At 67.0% G+C, this 17,541-nt stretch carries 17 protein-coding genes and 2 pseudogenes; 13 read left to right on the top strand and 6 right to left on the bottom strand.

Annotated elements, in window-relative coordinates; genetic code table 11:
• Window positions 1–86: 86 nt before the first annotated feature.
• On the top strand, window positions 87–1,184 hold the full coding sequence (locus tag A5688_RS07550; RefSeq protein WP_068268108.1) for an NAD(P)H-dependent amine dehydrogenase family protein: 1,098 nt from the start codon (window positions 87–89) through the stop codon (window positions 1,182–1,184).
• Window positions 1,185–1,216: 32 nt separating this feature from the next.
• A complete protein-coding gene (locus A5688_RS07545) occupies window positions 1,217–2,422 on the top strand; it encodes a MalY/PatB family protein (protein ID WP_067914449.1) in 1,206 nt (401 codons plus the stop codon).
• 31 nt (window positions 2,423–2,453) lie between these two features.
• On the opposite strand, the gene A5688_RS07540 is transcribed toward A5688_RS07545, so the two are convergent.
• On the bottom strand, window positions 2,454–3,182 hold the full coding sequence (locus A5688_RS07540) for a DUF2652 domain-containing protein (protein ID WP_067838419.1): 729 nt from the start codon (window positions 3,180–3,182) through the stop codon (window positions 2,454–2,456).
• Between the two features lie 111 nt (window positions 3,183–3,293).
• Between A5688_RS07540 and A5688_RS07535 the strand changes: the two genes are divergently transcribed.
• Both A5688_RS07535 and A5688_RS07530 read left to right on the top strand, forming a co-directional pair.
• Entirely contained in the window at window positions 3,294–4,199 is a 906-nt protein-coding gene (locus A5688_RS07535; RefSeq protein ID WP_067838428.1) for a haloalkane dehalogenase, read from the top strand.
• Between the two features lie 111 nt (window positions 4,200–4,310).
• Complete coding sequence (locus A5688_RS07530; RefSeq protein WP_067838430.1) at window positions 4,311–4,925, top strand: TetR/AcrR family transcriptional regulator; 615 nt, start codon at window positions 4,311–4,313, stop codon at window positions 4,923–4,925.
• A 60-nt stretch (window positions 4,926–4,985) separates the two neighbouring features.
• Here A5688_RS07530 and A5688_RS07525 read toward each other — a convergent pair whose 3' ends face one another.
• A complete protein-coding gene (locus A5688_RS07525) occupies window positions 4,986–5,714 on the bottom strand; it encodes a 3'(2'),5'-bisphosphate nucleotidase CysQ (protein WP_067914492.1) in 729 nt (242 codons plus the stop codon).
• Window positions 5,715–5,862: 148 nt separating this feature from the next.
• Between A5688_RS07525 and A5688_RS07520 the strand changes: the two genes are divergently transcribed.
• Window positions 5,863–6,453 (top strand): hypothetical protein, encoded by a 591-nt coding sequence (locus A5688_RS07520; RefSeq protein WP_431602699.1) that lies wholly within the window; start codon window positions 5,863–5,865, stop codon window positions 6,451–6,453.
• A 27-nt stretch (window positions 6,454–6,480) separates the two neighbouring features.
• On the opposite strand, the gene A5688_RS07515 is transcribed toward A5688_RS07520, so the two are convergent.
• On the bottom strand, window positions 6,481–7,656 hold the full coding sequence (locus A5688_RS07515; RefSeq protein WP_067838434.1) for a thiolase family protein: 1,176 nt from the start codon (window positions 7,654–7,656) through the stop codon (window positions 6,481–6,483).
• Window positions 7,657–7,804: 148 nt separating this feature from the next.
• Here A5688_RS07515 and A5688_RS07510 point away from each other — a divergent pair, with 148 nt between their 5' ends.
• Together A5688_RS07510 and A5688_RS07505 are read left to right on the top strand one after the other, a co-directional pair.
• Complete coding sequence (locus A5688_RS07510; RefSeq protein ID WP_067914455.1) at window positions 7,805–8,935, top strand: NDMA-dependent alcohol dehydrogenase; 1,131 nt, start codon at window positions 7,805–7,807, stop codon at window positions 8,933–8,935.
• Window positions 8,936–8,955: 20 nt separating this feature from the next.
• Window positions 8,956–9,351: a DoxX family protein gene (locus tag A5688_RS07505; RefSeq protein WP_067838439.1), complete on the top strand. Its 396-nt coding sequence runs from the start codon at window positions 8,956–8,958 to the stop codon at window positions 9,349–9,351.
• Window positions 9,352–9,636: 285 nt separating this feature from the next.
• On the opposite strand, the gene A5688_RS07500 is transcribed toward A5688_RS07505, so the two are convergent.
• Complete coding sequence (locus A5688_RS07500; protein WP_067838442.1) at window positions 9,637–10,218, bottom strand: TIGR03086 family metal-binding protein; 582 nt, start codon at window positions 10,216–10,218, stop codon at window positions 9,637–9,639.
• Window positions 10,219–10,376: 158 nt separating this feature from the next.
• On the opposite strand from A5688_RS07500, the gene A5688_RS07495 reads away from it, so the two are divergent.
• Window positions 10,377–11,273: a DMT family transporter gene (locus A5688_RS07495; protein WP_067914458.1), complete on the top strand. Its 897-nt coding sequence runs from the start codon at window positions 10,377–10,379 to the stop codon at window positions 11,271–11,273.
• A 38-nt stretch (window positions 11,274–11,311) separates the two neighbouring features.
• Here the strand turns inward: A5688_RS07495 and A5688_RS07490 are convergent.
• A pseudogene (locus tag A5688_RS07490) lies at window positions 11,312–11,428 on the bottom strand (bleomycin resistance protein); the annotation flags it as partial.
• Window positions 11,429–11,623: 195 nt separating this feature from the next.
• Between A5688_RS07490 and A5688_RS07485 the strand changes: the two are divergent.
• The 3 genes from A5688_RS07485 to A5688_RS07475 all read left to right on the top strand — a co-directional run bounded on the left by A5688_RS07485 (window position 11,624) and on the right by A5688_RS07475 (window position 15,611).
• Complete coding sequence (locus A5688_RS07485) at window positions 11,624–12,376, top strand: sensor domain-containing protein (protein WP_067838453.1); 753 nt, start codon at window positions 11,624–11,626, stop codon at window positions 12,374–12,376.
• 218 nt (window positions 12,377–12,594) lie between these two features.
• Window positions 12,595–13,929 carry a magnesium transporter MgtE N-terminal domain-containing protein gene (locus A5688_RS07480; protein ID WP_067838455.1) on the top strand — a complete coding sequence of 445 codons (1,335 nt, stop codon included), beginning with the start codon at window positions 12,595–12,597 and terminating at the stop codon, window positions 13,927–13,929.
• A complete protein-coding gene (locus A5688_RS07475; protein WP_067838456.1) occupies window positions 13,926–15,611 on the top strand; it encodes an Nramp family divalent metal transporter in 1,686 nt (561 codons plus the stop codon). Before A5688_RS07480 ends, A5688_RS07475 begins: the two co-directional genes overlap by 4 nt.
• On the opposite strand, the gene A5688_RS07470 is transcribed toward A5688_RS07475, so the two are convergent.
• The gene (locus tag A5688_RS07470; protein ID WP_067914461.1) at window positions 15,601–16,623 is read right to left on the bottom strand and encodes a TIGR03617 family F420-dependent LLM class oxidoreductase; all 1,023 of its coding nucleotides are present in this window, start codon (window positions 16,621–16,623) and stop codon (window positions 15,601–15,603) included. The two genes, A5688_RS07475 and A5688_RS07470, sit on opposite strands and share 11 nt — an antisense overlap.
• Window positions 16,624–16,808: 185 nt before the next feature.
• Between A5688_RS07470 and A5688_RS26770 the strand changes: the two are divergent.
• Together A5688_RS26770 and A5688_RS07465 are read left to right on the top strand one after the other, a co-directional pair.
• Window positions 16,809–16,997 (top strand): annotated as a pseudogene (locus A5688_RS26770) (excalibur calcium-binding domain-containing protein); the annotation flags it as partial.
• A gap of 40 nt (window positions 16,998–17,037) precedes the next feature.
• Window positions 17,038–17,538: a hypothetical protein gene (locus tag A5688_RS07465; RefSeq protein WP_207546620.1), complete on the top strand. Its 501-nt coding sequence runs from the start codon at window positions 17,038–17,040 to the stop codon at window positions 17,536–17,538.
• Window positions 17,539–17,541 lie beyond the last annotated feature (3 nt).

Raw genomic sequence — 17,541 nt, 5'->3', positions numbered from 1 at the left:
CTTCCGAGTCGAACGTTGGGTAACTGCCGGCGTAAGGGCAACGGCCGCCTCAGCTTTCATCGCGCACGCACCTGAGGAGGAACAAGATGACGGCACAACGCGTGGTGGTCTGGGCGACGGGCGGGATCGGTTCGATCGCGATCCGCACCATCCAACGGCGGCCCAATCTGGATCTGGTCGGGGTGTGGGTGCACTCCCCGGACAAAGACGGCAAGGATGCCGGCGAGCTGGCCGGCGGCGAGCCGATCGGGCTGAAAGCCACCAATGACGCGGAGGCGCTGATCGCGCTCAAACCCGACTGTGTCATCTACGCGGCCAGCGGGCCGGAGCGCGATGCGCTGGCCATCCCCGATTACGTCCAGCTGCTCGGGGCCGGGATCAACGTCGTAACGACCAGCACCACGCGGTTGGTCAACCCGCACGCCTACGAGCCCGCGGAGTGGCGCGACCAACTCGTCGCCGCCGCCAAGCAGGGCCATGCTTCGCTGTATGCGTCGGGAATCGAGCCCGGCTTCGCCGCCGACTATCTGCCGCTGGTGCTATCCACCCAGTCGTCGTCGATCGACAAGATTCATGCGTGGGAGATTGGCCTGTACGACGACTACGGGGTGCCCGACATCATGAGCGACGCACTGGGATTCGGTCGCCCGCTCGACTACCAGCCCTGGATCGGCTACCCCGGCGCCATCGCCGGCGAATGGCAGGGCCAGATCCGGTTGATCGGCGACGCGCTGGGGGTCGAAGTCCAGGAAGTTCGCGAGTTCTTCGACCGCGCGCTCACCAACCGGACGCTGGAGGTCGCCATGGGCACCGTCGAGGCCGGCACCTGCGGCGCGCTGCGCATGCGGGCGACGGGCGTGGTCGACGGCCGGGAGGCGATCGTCATCGAGCACGTCACGCGGCTCGCGCACGACGTCGCCCCGGACTGGCCGGAAGGAATCGGCGACCTGTCCTACCGCGTCCAGATCAGTGGCGACCCGGACATCGACTGCACCCTGGCGGCGACGCTGAAGGACCCCGGCAAGGCCGGTATCGGCGGGATGACCTCCGGGGCGGGCGCCATGGTCGCCACCGCGATGCGCGTCGTCAACGCCGTGCCGTATGTCGTTGCCGCCCAGCCCGGATTGCTGAGTTCGGTGGACCTCCCGCTGACGATCCCCACGCACGCGTTCGCCACGACGTAAGAACGCCTGCACCCGCGGCTTAGTCTGCCGAAGTGACGTTTAACCCACTCGAGGAATTGACGCTAGAGCAACTGCGACTGCGCACCAGCATGAAATGGCGCGCGCATCCTTCCGACGTGCTGCCGCTGTGGGTCGCGGAGATGGACGTCAACCTGGCCCCGACGGTGGCCGAGGCGCTGCGGACGGCCATCGACCGCGGCGACACCGGATACCCGTGCGGAACGGCGCTGGCGGAAGCGGTCAGCGACTTCGCCGGGCGGCATTGGCAGTGGCATGGCCTGGACGTGAGCCGCACCGCGCTCGTTCCCGACGTCATGCTCGGCATCGTCGAGGTGTTGCGCCTGGTCACCGATCGCGGTGACGCCGTCATCGTCAACCCGCCGGTCTACGCGCCGTTCTACGCATTCGTGGCGCACGACGGCCGCCGCGTCATCGAGGCGCCGCTGGCCGAAGGGCGAATTGACCTCGACACCTTGGAAGATGCCTTCGTCCGGGCCCGGGCGGGGGCGGCCAACGACGCGAAGGTCGCCTACCTGCTGTGCAATCCGCACAACCCGACCGGATCGGTGCATACCGCCGACGAACTTCGTAAGGTCGCGGAGCTCGCCCGGCGCTTCGGTGTCCGGGTGGTCTCCGACGAGATCCACGCACCCGTCATTTTGCCGGGATCGCAATTCACCCCCTTTCTCACCGTCCCGGGGGCCGAGAACGCCTTCGCCCTGACCTCGGCGTCGAAGGCCTGGAATCTTTCCGGCTTGAAAGCCGCGCTGGCCATCGCCGGCCCCGAGGCGGCCGCCGACCTGAACCGGATGCCGGAGGAGGTCAGTCATGGGCCCAGTCACCTCGGCGTCATCGCCCATGCCGAGGCGTTTCGCTCCGGCAGCGACTGGCTTGACGCGACCCTGCAGGGCCTGGACCAGAACCGGACACTGCTGGGCGATTTGGTCGCCGAACACCTTCCCGCGGTGAAATATCAATGGCCGCAAGGCACTTACCTCGCGTGGCTGGATTGCCGGGAACTCGATTTCGACGAAGACGTGACCGATGGTCTCGCGGTGGTTGCCGACCTGTCCGGGCCCGCCCGCTGGTTCCTCGATCACGCGCGGGTGGCGCTCAGTTCCGGCCACGTATTCGGAACCGGCGGAGCCGGACACGTGCGATTGAACTTCGCCACCTCGCGAGCCATTCTCGCCGAGGCGGTATCGCGTATGGGCCGGGCCCTGGCCGACGCTCGGTAGTCGACCGACGCCCGGCCACAAGGGTTTTCGGCTACGCGGAGATCTCCTCGGCGCCGCGGCCCAGGTTGCGGAACCCCTGGGCGGGCTCCTTCATGCCGAGCGCGAACGGCAGGGCGTCGATTTCGAACTTCGTCGTCGCGCCGAGCCGGCGGAAAAAACTGCGCCGCGGCGTCGCGACCGGGACCCGTAACGCCCCAAGATCGATGTAGTGCGTTGACGTCTCTCCAATTCCGTCGAAGACGTGGACCAACGGCAAGCACAGCTCGCGCATCGGCTCATCGAGGCATTCCGCGACCGGATCGGTCATCAACACGTATTCGGCAACCGGCACCATGTTTTTCAGCATTCGGTGCACGAGAATGACGTCGACACCGGCCAGCTCGACGTGGCGCTTCACCTTCTGGTCCGCCACCTCGCCGACGTGCACGACGAACTTGAGTGAGAGCTTGTCGAGCTGTTCGCAACTCGCACACTCGCAGGCGATGTCGTTTTTCATCCGCTCGCGCCGCTCCAGGAACGACGCGCGCATCCGTGACAGGCGGTCGCACACCACCACATTGGCGTGCCCGTCCGGCGCCCAGAAGAACGCGGCGTCACCCTCGAGTTTGGCCAGCTTCAAACCCTTGGCCGCGTTGATGACCGACTCCAGCAGGCCCGCAACCGTAAGCTGGGCATGGGCAAGGTGCGTCCGGTTCCATTGCATGTAATTCGTGTAGCCGCCGATGTCGGCTATGAGTAGAACCGCGCGCCGAATTGCCATGAACTAGCGAGTTTAGTAGTCCGCAAGGCCCAGCTCAATGAATCTGCTACTAGACGAATTCGCGTCGGCGCGAGAGGCTATCAGGGGTGCCGGTTCACCGGAGGAGCTGATATGCATGTGCTGCGAACCCCGGACTCCCGATTCGAAAACCTGGAGGACTACCCGTTCGTTGCGCACTACCTTGACGTAACCGCGAGCGACACCCGGCCGCTTCGCATGCATTACCTCGACGAGGGCACGATCGAAGGGCCGCCGATCGTTCTGCTGCACGGCGAGCCCACGTGGAGCTACCTCTATCGCACGATGATCCCGCCTTTGACCGATGCCGGGAACCGCGTGCTCGCGCCCGATCTGATCGGTTTCGGCCGTTCGGACAAACCCAGCCAGGTCGAGGATTACACCTACCAGCGCCACGTGGAGTGGGTGACGTCGTGGTTCGCGCACCTCAACCTCAGGGACGTCACGCTGTTCGTGCAGGACTGGGGATCCCTGATCGGGCTGCGCATCGCCGCCGAGCAGTCCGACCGGGTCGGGCGGCTGGTGGTGGCCAACGGTTTCCTCCCGACGGCGCAACGGCGCACCCCGCCAGCCTTCTACGCCTGGCGCGCCTTCGCGCGCTACTCCCCCGTCCTGCCCGCCGGTCGCCTTGTCAGCGCCGGGACCGTTCGCCGGGTGCCGTCGAAAGTCCGGGCCGGCTACGACGCACCCTTCCCCGACAAGACCTATCAGGCCGGCGCCCGCGCGTTTCCTCAGCTGGTGCCCACCTCACCCTCCGATCCGGCGATTCCGGCCAACAGGAAGGCCTGGGATGCCCTCGGCCGCTGGGAAAAGCCGTTCCTCGCCATCTTCGGAGCCCGCGATCCCATCCTCGGGCAGGCCGACAGAGCCCTGATCAAGCACATTCCCGGCGCCGCGGGCCAGCCGCACGCACGCATCAACGCCAGCCACTTCATTCAAGAGGACCGCGGACCCGAACTGGCCGAACGCATCCAGTCGTGGCAGCAGGCCTGGCTCTGAGCGCCACCGGCGGGCGTTGACCGCCATTTGTCGCGGCGGGAGCCAATTGACAACGCGCTAATCGTTGTATGGTTGGCCGGATAAGCGCCGGACGGGGTGAGGTCTTTTCTCATGGGCAGGAAAGGGTGGGGCGGCGCGCCGCCGGCCGACGACCAGGAGGCGCGCAAGCGCATCGTGGACGCGGCCATCCGGAGCATGGAGCGCAGGGGCCCGCAAGGGACAAGTCTTTCCGTCATCGCCGGCGACCTGGGCATCACCCGGCCCACGGTGTATCGCTATTTCGACACCATCGACGAACTCGTGACGGCGGCCGGCGATGTCGCCCTGGGCGGGTGGACGGCCCGCATCGCCGACCTGACGTCGGGCCTCGACGACCCGGTGGATCTGCTGGTCGAGGCGGTGGCCTATCTGGTCGAGCGGCTACCCCAAGAACCCCTGTTGATGACGCTGCTGGAAACCGACCGGACTCGCCTGCTCAGCCAGCAGATGGTGATGGGCGAAGCGATCGCACGGTCACGAGTGTTATTGCAGCACACCGGAATCGACTGGGGGGCGTTGGGTTATCGCGGCGTGGACTTCGACGATCTGGTCGAGTATCTGCTGCGCATCATTCAGTCCATGGTCCTGATCCCACCGCAGCGCACCGGGACTGAACTGCGGGCGATGCTGCGGCACTGGATCGGTCCGGTGGTCATGACGCCGCCGCCCCCGGCGGACCGGAATTGATTCCACCACAGCCATATTGGAGGTTGGCCGCAGGAAAGTACCGGTGCCGCACCGCGAGATTCAGCGCGTAGCCGCGAGTACGGCTTCCGCCAGTTCGGGACGGCAGACCACGAGGTCCGGCAGCTTGGGGTCGGGCTGGTTGTACGCCAGGGCGGACCCGTCGATGCGAGAGGTGTGCAACCCGGCGGCTCGTGCCACCGCCACCGGCGCGGCCGAGTCCCATTCGTACTGGCCGCCGGCGTGCACGTACACATCGGACAACCCCTGGACGATCGAGGCGACCTTGGCGCCGGCGGAACCCATCTCCACCAGGACGCCGTCCAGCGCGTCCCGCACGTTCAGAGCGACGGCGGGTGGACGAGTGCGTGAAACCACGATGCGCGGCTTACCCGGCGCGGCGGGAGGAAAATCGACGTCCGGGGTCGCCAGCGTGATGCCCTGTGCCGGCAGCGCCACGGCCCCGGCGACCAACTCACCGGACTGCCAGAGCGCGACGTGCACCGCCCAGTCGTCGCGTCCCAGCTCGGAGAATTCCCGCGTGCCATCCAGCGGATCGACGATCCAGACGCGCTCCGAGCGCAATCGCACCGGGTCATCGGCGCCCTCCTCGGACAGCACCGCATCATCGGGCCGCTCCGCCGCAAGCGCCTCCATCAAAAGGTCGTGGGATCGCTTGTCCCCCGCGGCTTTCCGGTCACCTGCTTCCGCAGCGGCGAACTCTTCTCGGACCCCGAGCAATAACCGACCGGCCTCGGCGGCCAACCGTGCGGCCAGATCATGGTCATTCATCGGCAACTCCACGAAATCCTCAATATGTTGGTAGCGATGACCAACTTTACCCTGTCATGTCCCCCGGGTGGGCACCGCCCTGCCGGAAACATTTCGTCCGTAATCTGGTGGTGTGAGCGGCAACGCCAACGTCCCTTTATCGAGGCGGTTGCGGCACACCTCGCGGGGGCGTTTGATCGGGGCTTGGGTCGTGACGGCCGTCGTGCTGATCGGGGTCCTCATCGTGGTGGGCGTGCAGCTGACCCACAGCCACCGGAGCGCGACGGCGCCCGGCACCCAGCCGTCGCCGTCAGCGCCGGAGAGCTTCGCCATCCCGGGCTGCTACAACCCGTCCGTCCTGCCGGTCGCGCGCCCGAGGAAGCTCAACGTGTTGGGTTGCGCCAGCGTAGCCGTTGCGCTGCAGGACATGTCGTGGAGTTCGTGGGGACCGCAGGGCGCGGACGGGACCGGCACGGCGCTGTTCAAGCTCTGTGATCCGAATTGTGCGGCGGGCTCTCAGCTGACCGAACCGGTGATTGTGCACGCGTGGAATCCGCAGCCCCCGCGGCGCGAAGCCATCTGCCAGGCCGGCTTGAAGATTTTCGCCGACATGATATTGGCCTTCCCCAAAGGCGTTCCGCCGCCGAACGTGCAGAAGATGAACACCCAGTACAACGGACAGCCGGCCGTGCACTTCGCCAACTACTCAAGCGGCGACACGCGCGGCACCCAATTCATCGGCTACACGTTCTGCAACTAGCCGGTGGTGCCGCGCCTGAGGCGTTGCTCAGACCTCGATGACGACAGCGCCGCCCTGGCCGCCGCCGGCACACATCGCCGCGACGCCGATGCCGCCGCCGCGGCGGGCCAGCTCGTAGGCCAAGGTGGTCACCATGCGTGCACCGGAGGCCGCGATGGGGTGACCGAGGCTGCAGCCGCTGCCGGAGAAGTTCACCTTCTCCTCGTCGATCCCGTATTCCCGGCACGCCGCGATCGGCACGGATGCGAAGGCTTCGTTGATCTCCCACAGCGCCACATCGCTGGGAGTCAGTCCGGCCCGCTGCAACACCTTCCCGATGACCTTGACGGCGCCCAGACCACAGTCGCGGGGCGGTACGCCCGCGGCAGCCCACGCCCTGACCGTGCCCATCACGTTGAGCTTCTCGGCCTGGGCGTAGTCGCTGTCGACGAGCGCGACCGCGGCCGCGGCGTCGTTGGTGCCGCTGCTGTTGCCAGCCGTGATCGAGAAGCCCTCGATCTCGGGGTGCAGCACCTTGAGGCCGGCGAGCTTCTCGACGGTGGTGTCGCGGCGCGGATGCTCGTCGACGGCGAACTCGGTGACCGAACCGTCAAACTGGGTGATCTTCAGCGGCAAGATCTCGTCGACGAACTTGCCGGCGTCCATTGCCGCGATGGCGCGCTCGTGGGAGCGCGCCGCCCAGGCGTCCATCTCCTCACGCGTGATGCCGACCGCCTGAGCGGTGTTCCAGCCCACGGTGATCGACATGTCCTTCGCGGGCGCGTCCGGGGTCTCCACGTGCGTCGGCGGCATCCAGCGCTCCTCGAACTTCAGTTCGGGCCCGGGGATGCGCCAGTTGGTCAGCGGCGTCATCGACAGCGACTGCACGCCGCCGGCGATCAGCACGCGCTCCATGCCGGAGCCGATCTGCGCCGCGGCGTTGCCGATGGCCGTGAGACTTCCCGCGCAGTGCCGGTTGACCGACTGTCCGGGAACGTGCTCCAAGCCCGTCGCGGTCGCCGCGTAACGCGCGAGATCTCCACCACCGTAATGTGATTCGGCAAAGATGATGTCGTCGATATCTTGGGGGTCGACGCCCGACCTGCGGACCACCTCGGGAAGGACGGCGGTGATCAGGGTCTCGGGCGGCGTGTTGACCAGCGTGCCCTTGAACGAACGACCGATCGCGGTCCGGACGGCTCCGACAATGACGGGAGTGGCCATTTTCTCAACCTCGTTGTTGTGGGCGGTCAGACGCCGCGAATCGTATCAAATACTGTATAGCCAATAGTAATGGTCTAAGTTCGGTACGCCGGGCTCGTGTGACGGCGCTAACAGTTAAGCGGTTCGGGTAAAAACGGAGGCCAAGCCGTTGAAGACCAAGGGTGCGCTGGTCTGGGAACTGAATGAGCCATGGTCGATCGACGAGATCGAAATCGGCGATCCCCGGCACGGCGAGGTGACCGTCCAGCTGGAGACGGCCGGGTTGTGTCACTCGGACCACCATTTGATGACGGGCGACTTCCCCATCCCGAGCTACCCGGTCCTCGGCGGTCACGAGGGCGCCGGCGTCGTCACCGAGATCGGGGACGGCGTCGAGCACCTGGCCGTGGGCGACCACGTGGTCATGTCGTTCATCCCGTCGTGCGGCAAATGCACGCCGTGCCAGACGGGCCTGCGCAACCTGTGCGACCTGGGCATGGGGCTGCTGTCGGGTCAATCGGTCTCCGACGGGTCGTTCCGCGTCACCGCGCAGGGTCGCGACGTCATTCCGATGTCGCTGCTGGGCACATTCGCGCCGTATGTGGTGGTGCACCAGACATCGGTGGTCAAGATCGATCCCACGATCCCGTTCGACGTGGCCTGCCTGGTGGGCTGCGGGGTCACCACCGGCTACGGCTCGGCGGTGCGCAGCGCGGCGGTCTCTCCCGGTGAGGATGTCGCGGTCATCGGCATCGGTGGTGTCGGCGTCGCCGCGCTGCAGGGCGCCCGCATCGCCGGGGCCCGGCGCATATTCGCCGTCGATCCCTACGAATGGAAGCGCGAGCAGGCGCTGAAGTTCGGCGCCACAGCGGCTTTCGCAGACGTCGACAGCGCCGCGGCCGGTATCGCCGAGGCGACGCGGGGCCAGATGTGCCGCAAGGTGATCGTCACCGTGGGCCATGTGCAGGGGAAAGACGTCGAGTCGTGGATGGGGCTGACGGCCAAGGGCGGGGTCTGCTGCCTCACCGGCATGGCCAGCGTGCTGGCCAACGATGTCACCCTCAACCTGGCGGGACTCTCCCTGCTGCAGAAAAGCCTGCAGGGCAGCATCTTTGGCGGCGGCAACCCCCAGTACGACATCCCGGCGATTCTGGAGCTGTACAAGCTGGGACAGCTCAACCTCGACGACATGGTCACGCGCGAATACACCCTGGAGCAGATCAACGACGGCTATCGCGACATGCTCGAGGGCCGCAACATTCGTGGCATCATCCGCTATACCGACGCGGACCGCGCGTAAGCGATGGGCACAATGGTGGCATGACGACCAGACCCCTCGCCGTCCGTGATGACGCCACTCAGCAACTCGCCTACCGTGTCGCGGCGATGCTGCTCGGCGTGGGGACGCTGCACTTTGTGGCACCCGCACCATTCGACACGATCGTTCCCGCCGAGTTGCCCGGAAGCGCGCGGTTGTACACCTACGCGTCGGGAGTGGCGGAGGTCGGCGTCGGGGCGGCACTGCTGCCGCGACGCACCCGGCGATTGGCCGCGCTCGCGGCGGCCGTGCTGTTCATCGGGGTCTTCCCGGCCAACGTCAACATGTGCCGGTTGTGGTGGAACAAGCCCTGGCCGATGCGGATCGCCGCCCTGGCCCGGTTGCCGCTGCAGGTTCCTATGATCACCACCGCGCTCAAGATCCACCGCAACAGCTGAGTTCCCGCGCCCCAGCCGTCCCCGCCGTCCCGCAGTTTTCACTTACGCCACAGCCGTCCCTGCCGGCGGGCATGTGCGAGTTGCCCGGCTTTCAGCGACAACACGTGCGCTGGGCGGCCGGCACCGGGCTTCCCCGGCCGGGTCCGAAATTCCTCGGCTGGGTTTGTCGCTCAGAGGCGGGCAATTCGTACCTCGCCTGGTGCGGGGACTGGTATTGCAGCTGTGACCGCCGAAATGGCGAAATCGACTGCTGGACAAGCAAAGACCACGCGCCCAATGTAGATTTCAGCCGGCGACCGAGCGGCCGAGATAGGCCATCAGCCGGGCTGTCGGCGTGCAGTCGTCGGGCGCGATTCGAGCCGGGCCGAAGCCGCCCGGTCGCCGCAGCATCCCCTCCGGCACCGACTCCACCAGCCCGCGGCACAGCCCCAGCAGGTCGGCGGGCAGCTCGATCAGCCGACCCTGTGAGCGATCGATGTCCCAGGCGTGCATGGCCAGGTCCGAGACCGGATAAGTCAGCGCCCGACGCAGCGGAACCTCACCTTCCGGCGATACCCGCATCCCATCCAGATCAGCGCTTGGCAGGGCGGCTTCCAGCCGCGTCGCCAGCTCGCGCAGGCGCGCCGCCGGATCGTCGCACAGCCAGTCCGCGGGCTGCGAGGGCCGGTCCCAAATCTCGCCGTCCTCCACGAGGGTCACGACTTTGGCCGCGCTGCCGGTGACGTGCCCCACCAGCTCGCGCACGCTCCAGCCCTCGAGGTTGGACGGCTGCTCCCAGCTGTCCGGTGAAATCCGGTCGACGGCGTCGATGAGTAGATCGAGCGCCTCGGTAGCCATCACGCCGATCCGGGAGTTCGTTGCGTCCATGACGTGTATCTCCTTGTGGGGCAGCTTCGGCCTTCCGCCACCATCGCCCGCGTGCCGTTCAGAAGTCTAGGGCCGCAAGTCCTCGACGAGTCACCCGGTTGAACTCCTCAACCGCGCACGCTAAGACTTGACGTCGGCTGATTTCACAGGAGGGCCGCTTGGGTAAAACAGACATCGCCGCGTTGCTCGCGGTGGCGGCCGCACTGATGGTCGGTGCCGGAGATGTCGTCCAGCAGCGCTCCGCTCAAGACGTCACCGATGAGCCGGTCGGCACCTTCGCCCTGTTTCGCCGTCTGCTGCGCGACCGGCAATGGTGGACGGGCAGCCTGGTGGCCGGCGCCGGGTTCGGGTTCCAGGCCGCGGCCCTGGGCCTGGGCTCAGTGGTGCTGGTGCAGGCGCTGCTGGTTACCTCGTTGCTGTTCGCATTACTCATCAGCGCGAGGGTGAACCATCGCAGAATCACTCGCCGGCAAGGCATTTGGGCCGTGCTGCTGGCGGCGGCGGTGGCGGTGGTGGTGACGGTCGGCGACCCTCAACAGGGGGCCCCGCGAGGCTCGGTGCAGACATGGACCATCGTGGCGTTGGTCATGGGTCCGGCATTGATCCTGTGCGTGATCGGCGCGCGGATGTTCCCGGGCCCGGTCGGCGCATTGCTGCTCGGCCTGATGTCCGGCTCGCTGTGGGGACTGTTCTCGGTGTTGACCAAAGGCGTGGTCGACCAGCTCGGTCGCGGCATCCCGGCGTTGTTGCGCGCACCCGAGTTGTACGTGTGGGTGGTGCTGGCGATCGCGGCTACCGCCTGGGAGCAGTCGGCGTTTAGGGCCGGACCGCTCACCGCGTCGCTTCCGGCGGTGACCGTCGCCGAGCCCATCGTCGGATCGGTGCTCGGTGTCACCGTGCTCGGTGAGACGCTGCACACCAACGACGTCGGCCTGGTGGCCTTGGGCCTATCGGTTGCCGTGATGGCGGCGGCGACGGTGGCGCTGGCCCACAGCCAGGCCAACTACGCCCCTCCTTCTGACGAAAAGCCCTCTCGCGCAACAGAGAAAGCCTGACCTCAACCCAGTCGTGAGCCGACCCGGTGCAAGGTCCCGTCCGGATCGACGTATGCGCGGGCGTCGAAGCCGAGCCGGCGGTGCCGGCCGAGTGCGACGTCCAAGTCTCGCACGGGGACTATCGGCGACACCGAGGCGAAATTGACTGCGGACACGCAACGAACATAACGCTTGGCCCGAATTCGCCCGCGCCAGCCGATCACTGCCGTAAGCTCCGCAAACGGCCTCTGAATGGCCGACGCAGCCGAAAGCGCGCAACGCTTCAGGAGTCACCTCGAGGAGAAAGGCCCCTCGCTCATGCGTCAGCTGGCCACCGCGGTCGCCGGGCTGCTGTCGGATGCTCCATGTACATGACGAGCCGGCTGAGTGCGGCAGGTGTGGTCGCCGCGGCCGGAATACTCCTCGCCGGGTGCGGCGGCGACAACGCAGGCGGCAGCGCATCGTCGTCGACCACCGCCACGACCGCGGCGGCGAAAACTCCCCTGGCGCAGGCCGCGCTGCCCGACCTGGTGCTCTCGCCGAACGATATCGACACCGCGCTGGGCGTCACGGGATCGTCGAGCGACCCGCCGATCACCAAGTTGTTGGAAGATCCCGTCATGCGCGCGGACTACACGTTCCCCGCTGAATGCAGGTACACCATGCACGCGGCGTCGGCGTCCGTCTACGCCGACGGTGGCAGCACCGCGGTTTATGGCTACCACGACCAAGCGCCGGCTCCCGCGGGGGCCGATCAATTGGAAAGCCCTGACGTGTACCAGTTTGTGGTGCTCTTTCCGTCCCCCGAGCAGGCGAACGCGTTCTTCACGACGTCGGCCCAGCGCTGGCCGGCCTGCGCCAACCGCCAGGACACCGTTCCCGCCGCCGACGGCAAACCGGAACTTCAGTGGAAGGTGGGCCAGGTTTCCAACGCGGACGGAGTGCTGAGCGCCCCGGTGACCCTGACCATCATCGGAAACGGCACGAGCGTGACCGTACCCTGTCAGCGGGCGCTGACCGTTCGCAACAACGTCGTCATCGATGTCGACGCGTGCCGTAAGGACGTCGGGAACCTCGGCGTCAGCATCGCCAACCAGATCGCCGGAAAGGTCGACAAGCAATAGCTTTCGCCGCGGCGCAGAATTCCCAATAGCCTTCTGCTGTTTACCCGTTGGCGGTGGTACTGCACGGCGCTAGAGGGTATGCCCAGGTGTTCGAGACGGCCACCGGACCCGTACCTGCCCTTCGGTGAATCCGATTCGAGGCCCTACCGGGCGTCGCGGTGCCTGGTTTCGGGGTAGGTTGTCCGCGGGTTCGGTCATACCGCCTCGAGGAGGGATACATGGGCACATCGGAAAAGGCGTCCAAGCCGCGCGCCGGGCAGCCAGTCATCCACCTCTCGCAGCTGTTGCGCGCGCCCGTGCTGGCGCGCTCCGGCGAAACGGTGGGTCGGGTCGAGGACGTGATCGTGCGGCTGCGGGGAGCCGAGGAGTATCCGCTGGTGGCCGGGATCGTGGCCGGGGTCGGCGGACGCCGGGTCTTCATCGGCGACAAAACCATTGACGATTACTCCGCGGACCGAGTTCTGTTGACCAAGAACAAGGTTGACCTCCGGGGATTCGAACGCCGCGAGGGTGAGGTGCTGTTGCGCACCGACGTGTTGGGCCACCGGTTGATCGACGTGGCCACCGTGGAGCTGGTGCGCGCCTACGACGTCGAGCTGGAACAGACCGCCGAAGGCTGGACGGTCACGCGCCTGGACACCCGCCGCCCACCACGATTGTTCGGGCTGATCAAGCATTCGGGCGGGCACGCGTCTCGCGATTGGAAGGCGTTCGAGCCGCTGATCGGCCACGCCCGGTCGGACGCGGTGCGGCGTCTGTCGGATCGCTTCGGCGACCTCAAGGCCGCCGAGATCGCCGATCTCCTCGAGGAGGCGGACAAGGCCGAGGGCGGCGAGATCCTCGACCGGGTGCACAGCGACCCGGAACTGGAAGCCGACGTCTTCGAGGAACTGGATCCGGAAAAGGCCAGTCGACTGCTCAATGACATGCCGGATAAGGAGGTCGCCGCGCTGCTGGGCCGGATGCGCGCCGACGATGCCGCCGACGCGATCGCCGACCTGCGCCAGTCGCGGCGCCGGCGCGTGCTCGAGCTGATGCCCGCACCGCAACGCACGAAGGTCATCACGTTGATGGGGTTCAACCCCGAAAGCGCCGGCGGCCTGATGAATGTCGACTCGGTGACATGTTCGTCCACCGCCACCGCGGGCGAGGCGTTGGCGTTGATCGCCGCGTCGCGCAGCATTCAACCGGAAGCGCTCATCAAGGTGCATGTGCTCGATGACGACAAACGGCTCGACGGCGTCGTATCCGTCATCACCCTCTTACAGGTCGATCCCGCTGAAACCCTTGCGGCCCTGATGGATTCCGACCCGGTGCGGGTCAACGCGGACGCGGATCTGACCGATATCGCGCTGCTGATGGCCGATTTCAACCTCTACTCCATCCCCGTCGTCGACGAGCAGGATCGCCTACTCGGTGTGGTGACCGTCGACGACGTCCTGGAGGCGACCATTCCCGAAGACTGGCGCCGCCGCGAGCCCGCGCCACGGCCCATCCGCGAGATCGCCGCCACCGACAACCGTGACACACCGGCGGGAGGTAGCCCGCAGTGAGCTCCGGCGGCGAGAACAGCACCCAGGCCGACGCGCAGGCGGTCGAGGTTCAGCGCACGGAGCCGGCGCAGCCGCGGCGCACCGCGGTACTCGACAGCGCACATCTGGGCGACATCGAGGGTGCGTTCGGGCGCATCAGCGTCGGGGAAACCGAGCACGCCCGGACCTGGCGCACGCGGCTACTGACCCTGCTCGCGATCGTCGGGCCCGGAATCATCGTGATGGTCGGGGACAACGACGCCGGTGGGGTGGCCACCTACGCCCAGGCCGGCCAGAACTACGGCTACTCACTGCTGTGGGTGTTGCTGCTGTTGATTCCCGTGCTCATCGTCAACCAGGAAATGGTGGTCCGGCTCGGCGCGGTCACCGGGGTCGGGCATGCCCGGCTGATCAATGAACGCTTCGGTCGCGGCTGGGGCTGGTTTTCGGTCGGCGACTTGTTCTTGCTCAACTTCTTGACGATCGTCACCGAGTTCATCGGCATCAGCCTGGCCGCCGAGTACATCGGCGTCTCCAAATACGTGGTGGTACCGATCTCGGCGGTGGCATTGGTGGCGATCATGGCCAGCGGCAGCTTCCGCCGATGGGAGCGGGCGATGTTCGTTTTCATCGCCGTGACGCTGCTGCAGATCCCAATGCTGCTGATGTCACATCCACAGTGGGGACACGCGGCGAAGTCATTTGTGGTGCCCAGCATTTCGGGTGGGATCAGTTCGGACGCGGTGCTGCTGATCATCGCCATCGTCGGCACCACCGTGGCGCCGTGGCAGCTGTTTTTCCAGCAGTCCAACGTCGTCGACAAGCGCATCACCCCCCGGTTCATGGGCTACGAACGCGCGGACACCGTGCTGGGCGCCTTCGTGGTTGTGGTCGGCGCCGCGGCGCTGGTGATGACCGGTGAGTGGGCGGCGCGCTCCACCCACACCGTCGGCGGCTTCACCGACGCGGGCGCCACGGCGCATCTGCTGGGCGAGCACCGCCCGGCACTCGGCTGGATCTTTGCCATCGTGTTGATGGACGCCTCGATCATCGGGGCCGCCGCGGTGACCCTGGCCACCAGCTACGCCTTCGGAGACGTGTTCGGGCTGAAGCACTCGCTGCACCGCGGCTTCGCCGACGCCAAGCAGTTCTACCTGTCCTACACCGCGATGGTGGTGGTGGCCGCGGCCATCGTGCTGATTCCGGGCGCCCCGCTCGGGTTGATCACCACCGCCGTGCAGGCCCTCGCCGGACTGCTGCTGCCCAGCGCCAGCGTTTTCCTGCTGCTGTTGTGCAACGATCGAGAAGTGTTGGGGCCCTGGGTCAATCGGTCGTGGCTCAACTGGGTCGCCGGGCTGATCGTCGGCACCCTGCTGCTGCTGTCGGGGATCCTGATGGCGACCACGTTGTTCCCCGACCTCAACGTCGTCGCGGTCGCGGGCTACCTGACGCTGGCGCTGGTCATCCTCGCGGCGGCCGCGGCGCCGGTGCTGCGCTGGCTGGCCCGCCGTCAGCCGTCGCGACCCCAGCAACACCTCCCGGCCCGCGGCGTCGACCGCAACACCTGGCGCATGCCGCCGCTGGCCCTGCTCGAGCCGGTCACCTGGTCACCCGGAACCCGGTTGGCGATGATCGCGCTGCGCGCCTATCTGGTTGTCGGGGCGTTGCTTCTGGTGGTCAAAGCCATCCAGCTCAGCCGCTGACCGCTCGTATCCGGCGGGCGACCTCGCCGTACCGCTCGAAGCGCTCCTGATCTGCGACGGCGTTGTACATCACCAACCGCGTTGCCTTGCCGGCGTACTTCTCGGTCAGCGCGTCGGCCAGCCCGTCCCAGGTCGATTCGGTGGCGAAGACCGCGATGTGGTCGTCGCTGACCTGGGCCGCCATCCCGGCGAAGTCCCCCGCCTTCTGCTTCTCCCGGATCCGGGCGGTGGTGCCGTCGAACCCCGCCTCATCCCAGATGAACGCGTAGTTGGGCGTGCTGCCGTAGAACGCCATGCTGGCGCGCACGACTTCGCGCTGCTTGTCCCGCTCTTCGTCGCTGTCGCCGACGATGGTCATGACGGGCACGATGATCGCGAGGTCCGACGGTGAACGACCCGCCTTCGCCGCCCCTTCGGCGACCGTCGGTAGCACGTGACGGGCCAGGTAGCCCGGCTCGCCGATCGGATGGACGTGGACACCGTCGGCCACTTCGCCCGCCATCCGCAGCATCCACGGATTGACCGCTGCGATATCGACTTTGGGGTCCGGAGCGTCGATGGGTCCCGGGCTCCACTGCGGGGTGATGAAGTCGAGATCGTAGAAGTCGCCGTGGTGGTCGAGGGTGCCGGAGCGAAACGCCGCGAAACACGCCTTCACGGCGAGCAGGTAGTCGCGCAGGCGCGGCCCCGGCCGCTCGAAGGCCGTGCCGTAGCGACGCACGACGTGGGTACGCACCTGGGTTCCCAGGCCCAACCGGAACTTCCCCTTGGTGGCTTCCTGAAGTTCCCACGCCGCCGCGGCGGTAACGAAGGGACTGCGCGGAAAGGCCACCGCGACACCCGTCGACAACTCGAGGTCGGGCGCCGCCTGCGACGCCACGGCGGCGTTCAGGTATGCGGTGCGGCCCGTCTCGGTGAACAGCAGACCGGAGAACCCGGCGGATTGGGTCCGCCGGGCAAGGTCACCGATTTGGCCGAGCGGCTGGGGAGTTGTCATCGCGTCGACATGCATGGTGGGAGCGTACGTCGCGCGCGGGCCCGCAACGCGGGGCCGTTGACCTCTTGCCCGACAGCCTGCTTAGGGTGTTAGCTCTGTAGTCGTCAGCAACCATCGTCGTTTTCGCTAACAGGAGGCTCCCGAACGTGCTTCGTGGATTGTTAATCGTCGCAGCAATCACAGCGGGAATTGCGGGAACCCCGGCGGCCGTGGCCGCTCCCCCGACGACCACCACGTCGCCCTCGCCGACGACCGGCGGCAGCGCCTACTACCCCAACTGCAGGGCAGCCTGCGCCGCGGGTGCCGCTCCGATCTATCGTGGGCAGCCGGGCTACCGATCCGGCCTCGATCGGGACAACGACGGCATCGCCTGCGAAGTGTGTCACTGAAATGGGTTGGCGCGTAATGTGTTTCGATACCCCATTCCGGATGTGCGCGGTCATGGTCGTGGGGTGCGCGGGGCTGATGGCGTGCGGGTCGCAGCACGCCGCGCCGCCCAAAACATCCGGCCCTACCTCGACGACATCATCGGTACCGGCGAGCACGAGCGTCCCGCCCAGTACCCCTGCCGCCGCGCCCGTTTCCCCCGGCACCACCGGCCTACAGCCGTGCGTCGGGTTGTCGATATGCACCCCACCGCCGCCGGACGCCGAGGGCAATCCGCCGTGCTACTACTCCGACGGCTGGCGTGCCGATGGCTCCGGCGCCGGGATCGAAGTGTGGTACTTCCGCGATCCGAACAATCCGGCGCAACCGGACAAGGTGACGGCGTTGGTCCGCAAGAAGGACAGGACCAACGAATCGCAGGACGCGAACATTGCGGCCGACCAACAGGTGCATCTCTTTGAATTCCCTGCCATCGCACAATCCGCGGTCGACGAGGTCCTGTTCGTCAGCGGCGCCGGTCGTTGCTTCGTGATCGGGCCATAAGCC

It is taken from the genome of Mycobacterium mantenii, assembly GCF_001667865.1.
In the GTDB taxonomy this organism is placed as follows: Bacteria; Actinomycetota; Actinomycetes; order Mycobacteriales; family Mycobacteriaceae; genus Mycobacterium; species Mycobacterium mantenii_A.
Note: the sequence above shows the minus strand (reverse complement) of the source record. Positions and strands in the feature narration are given on the sequence as shown.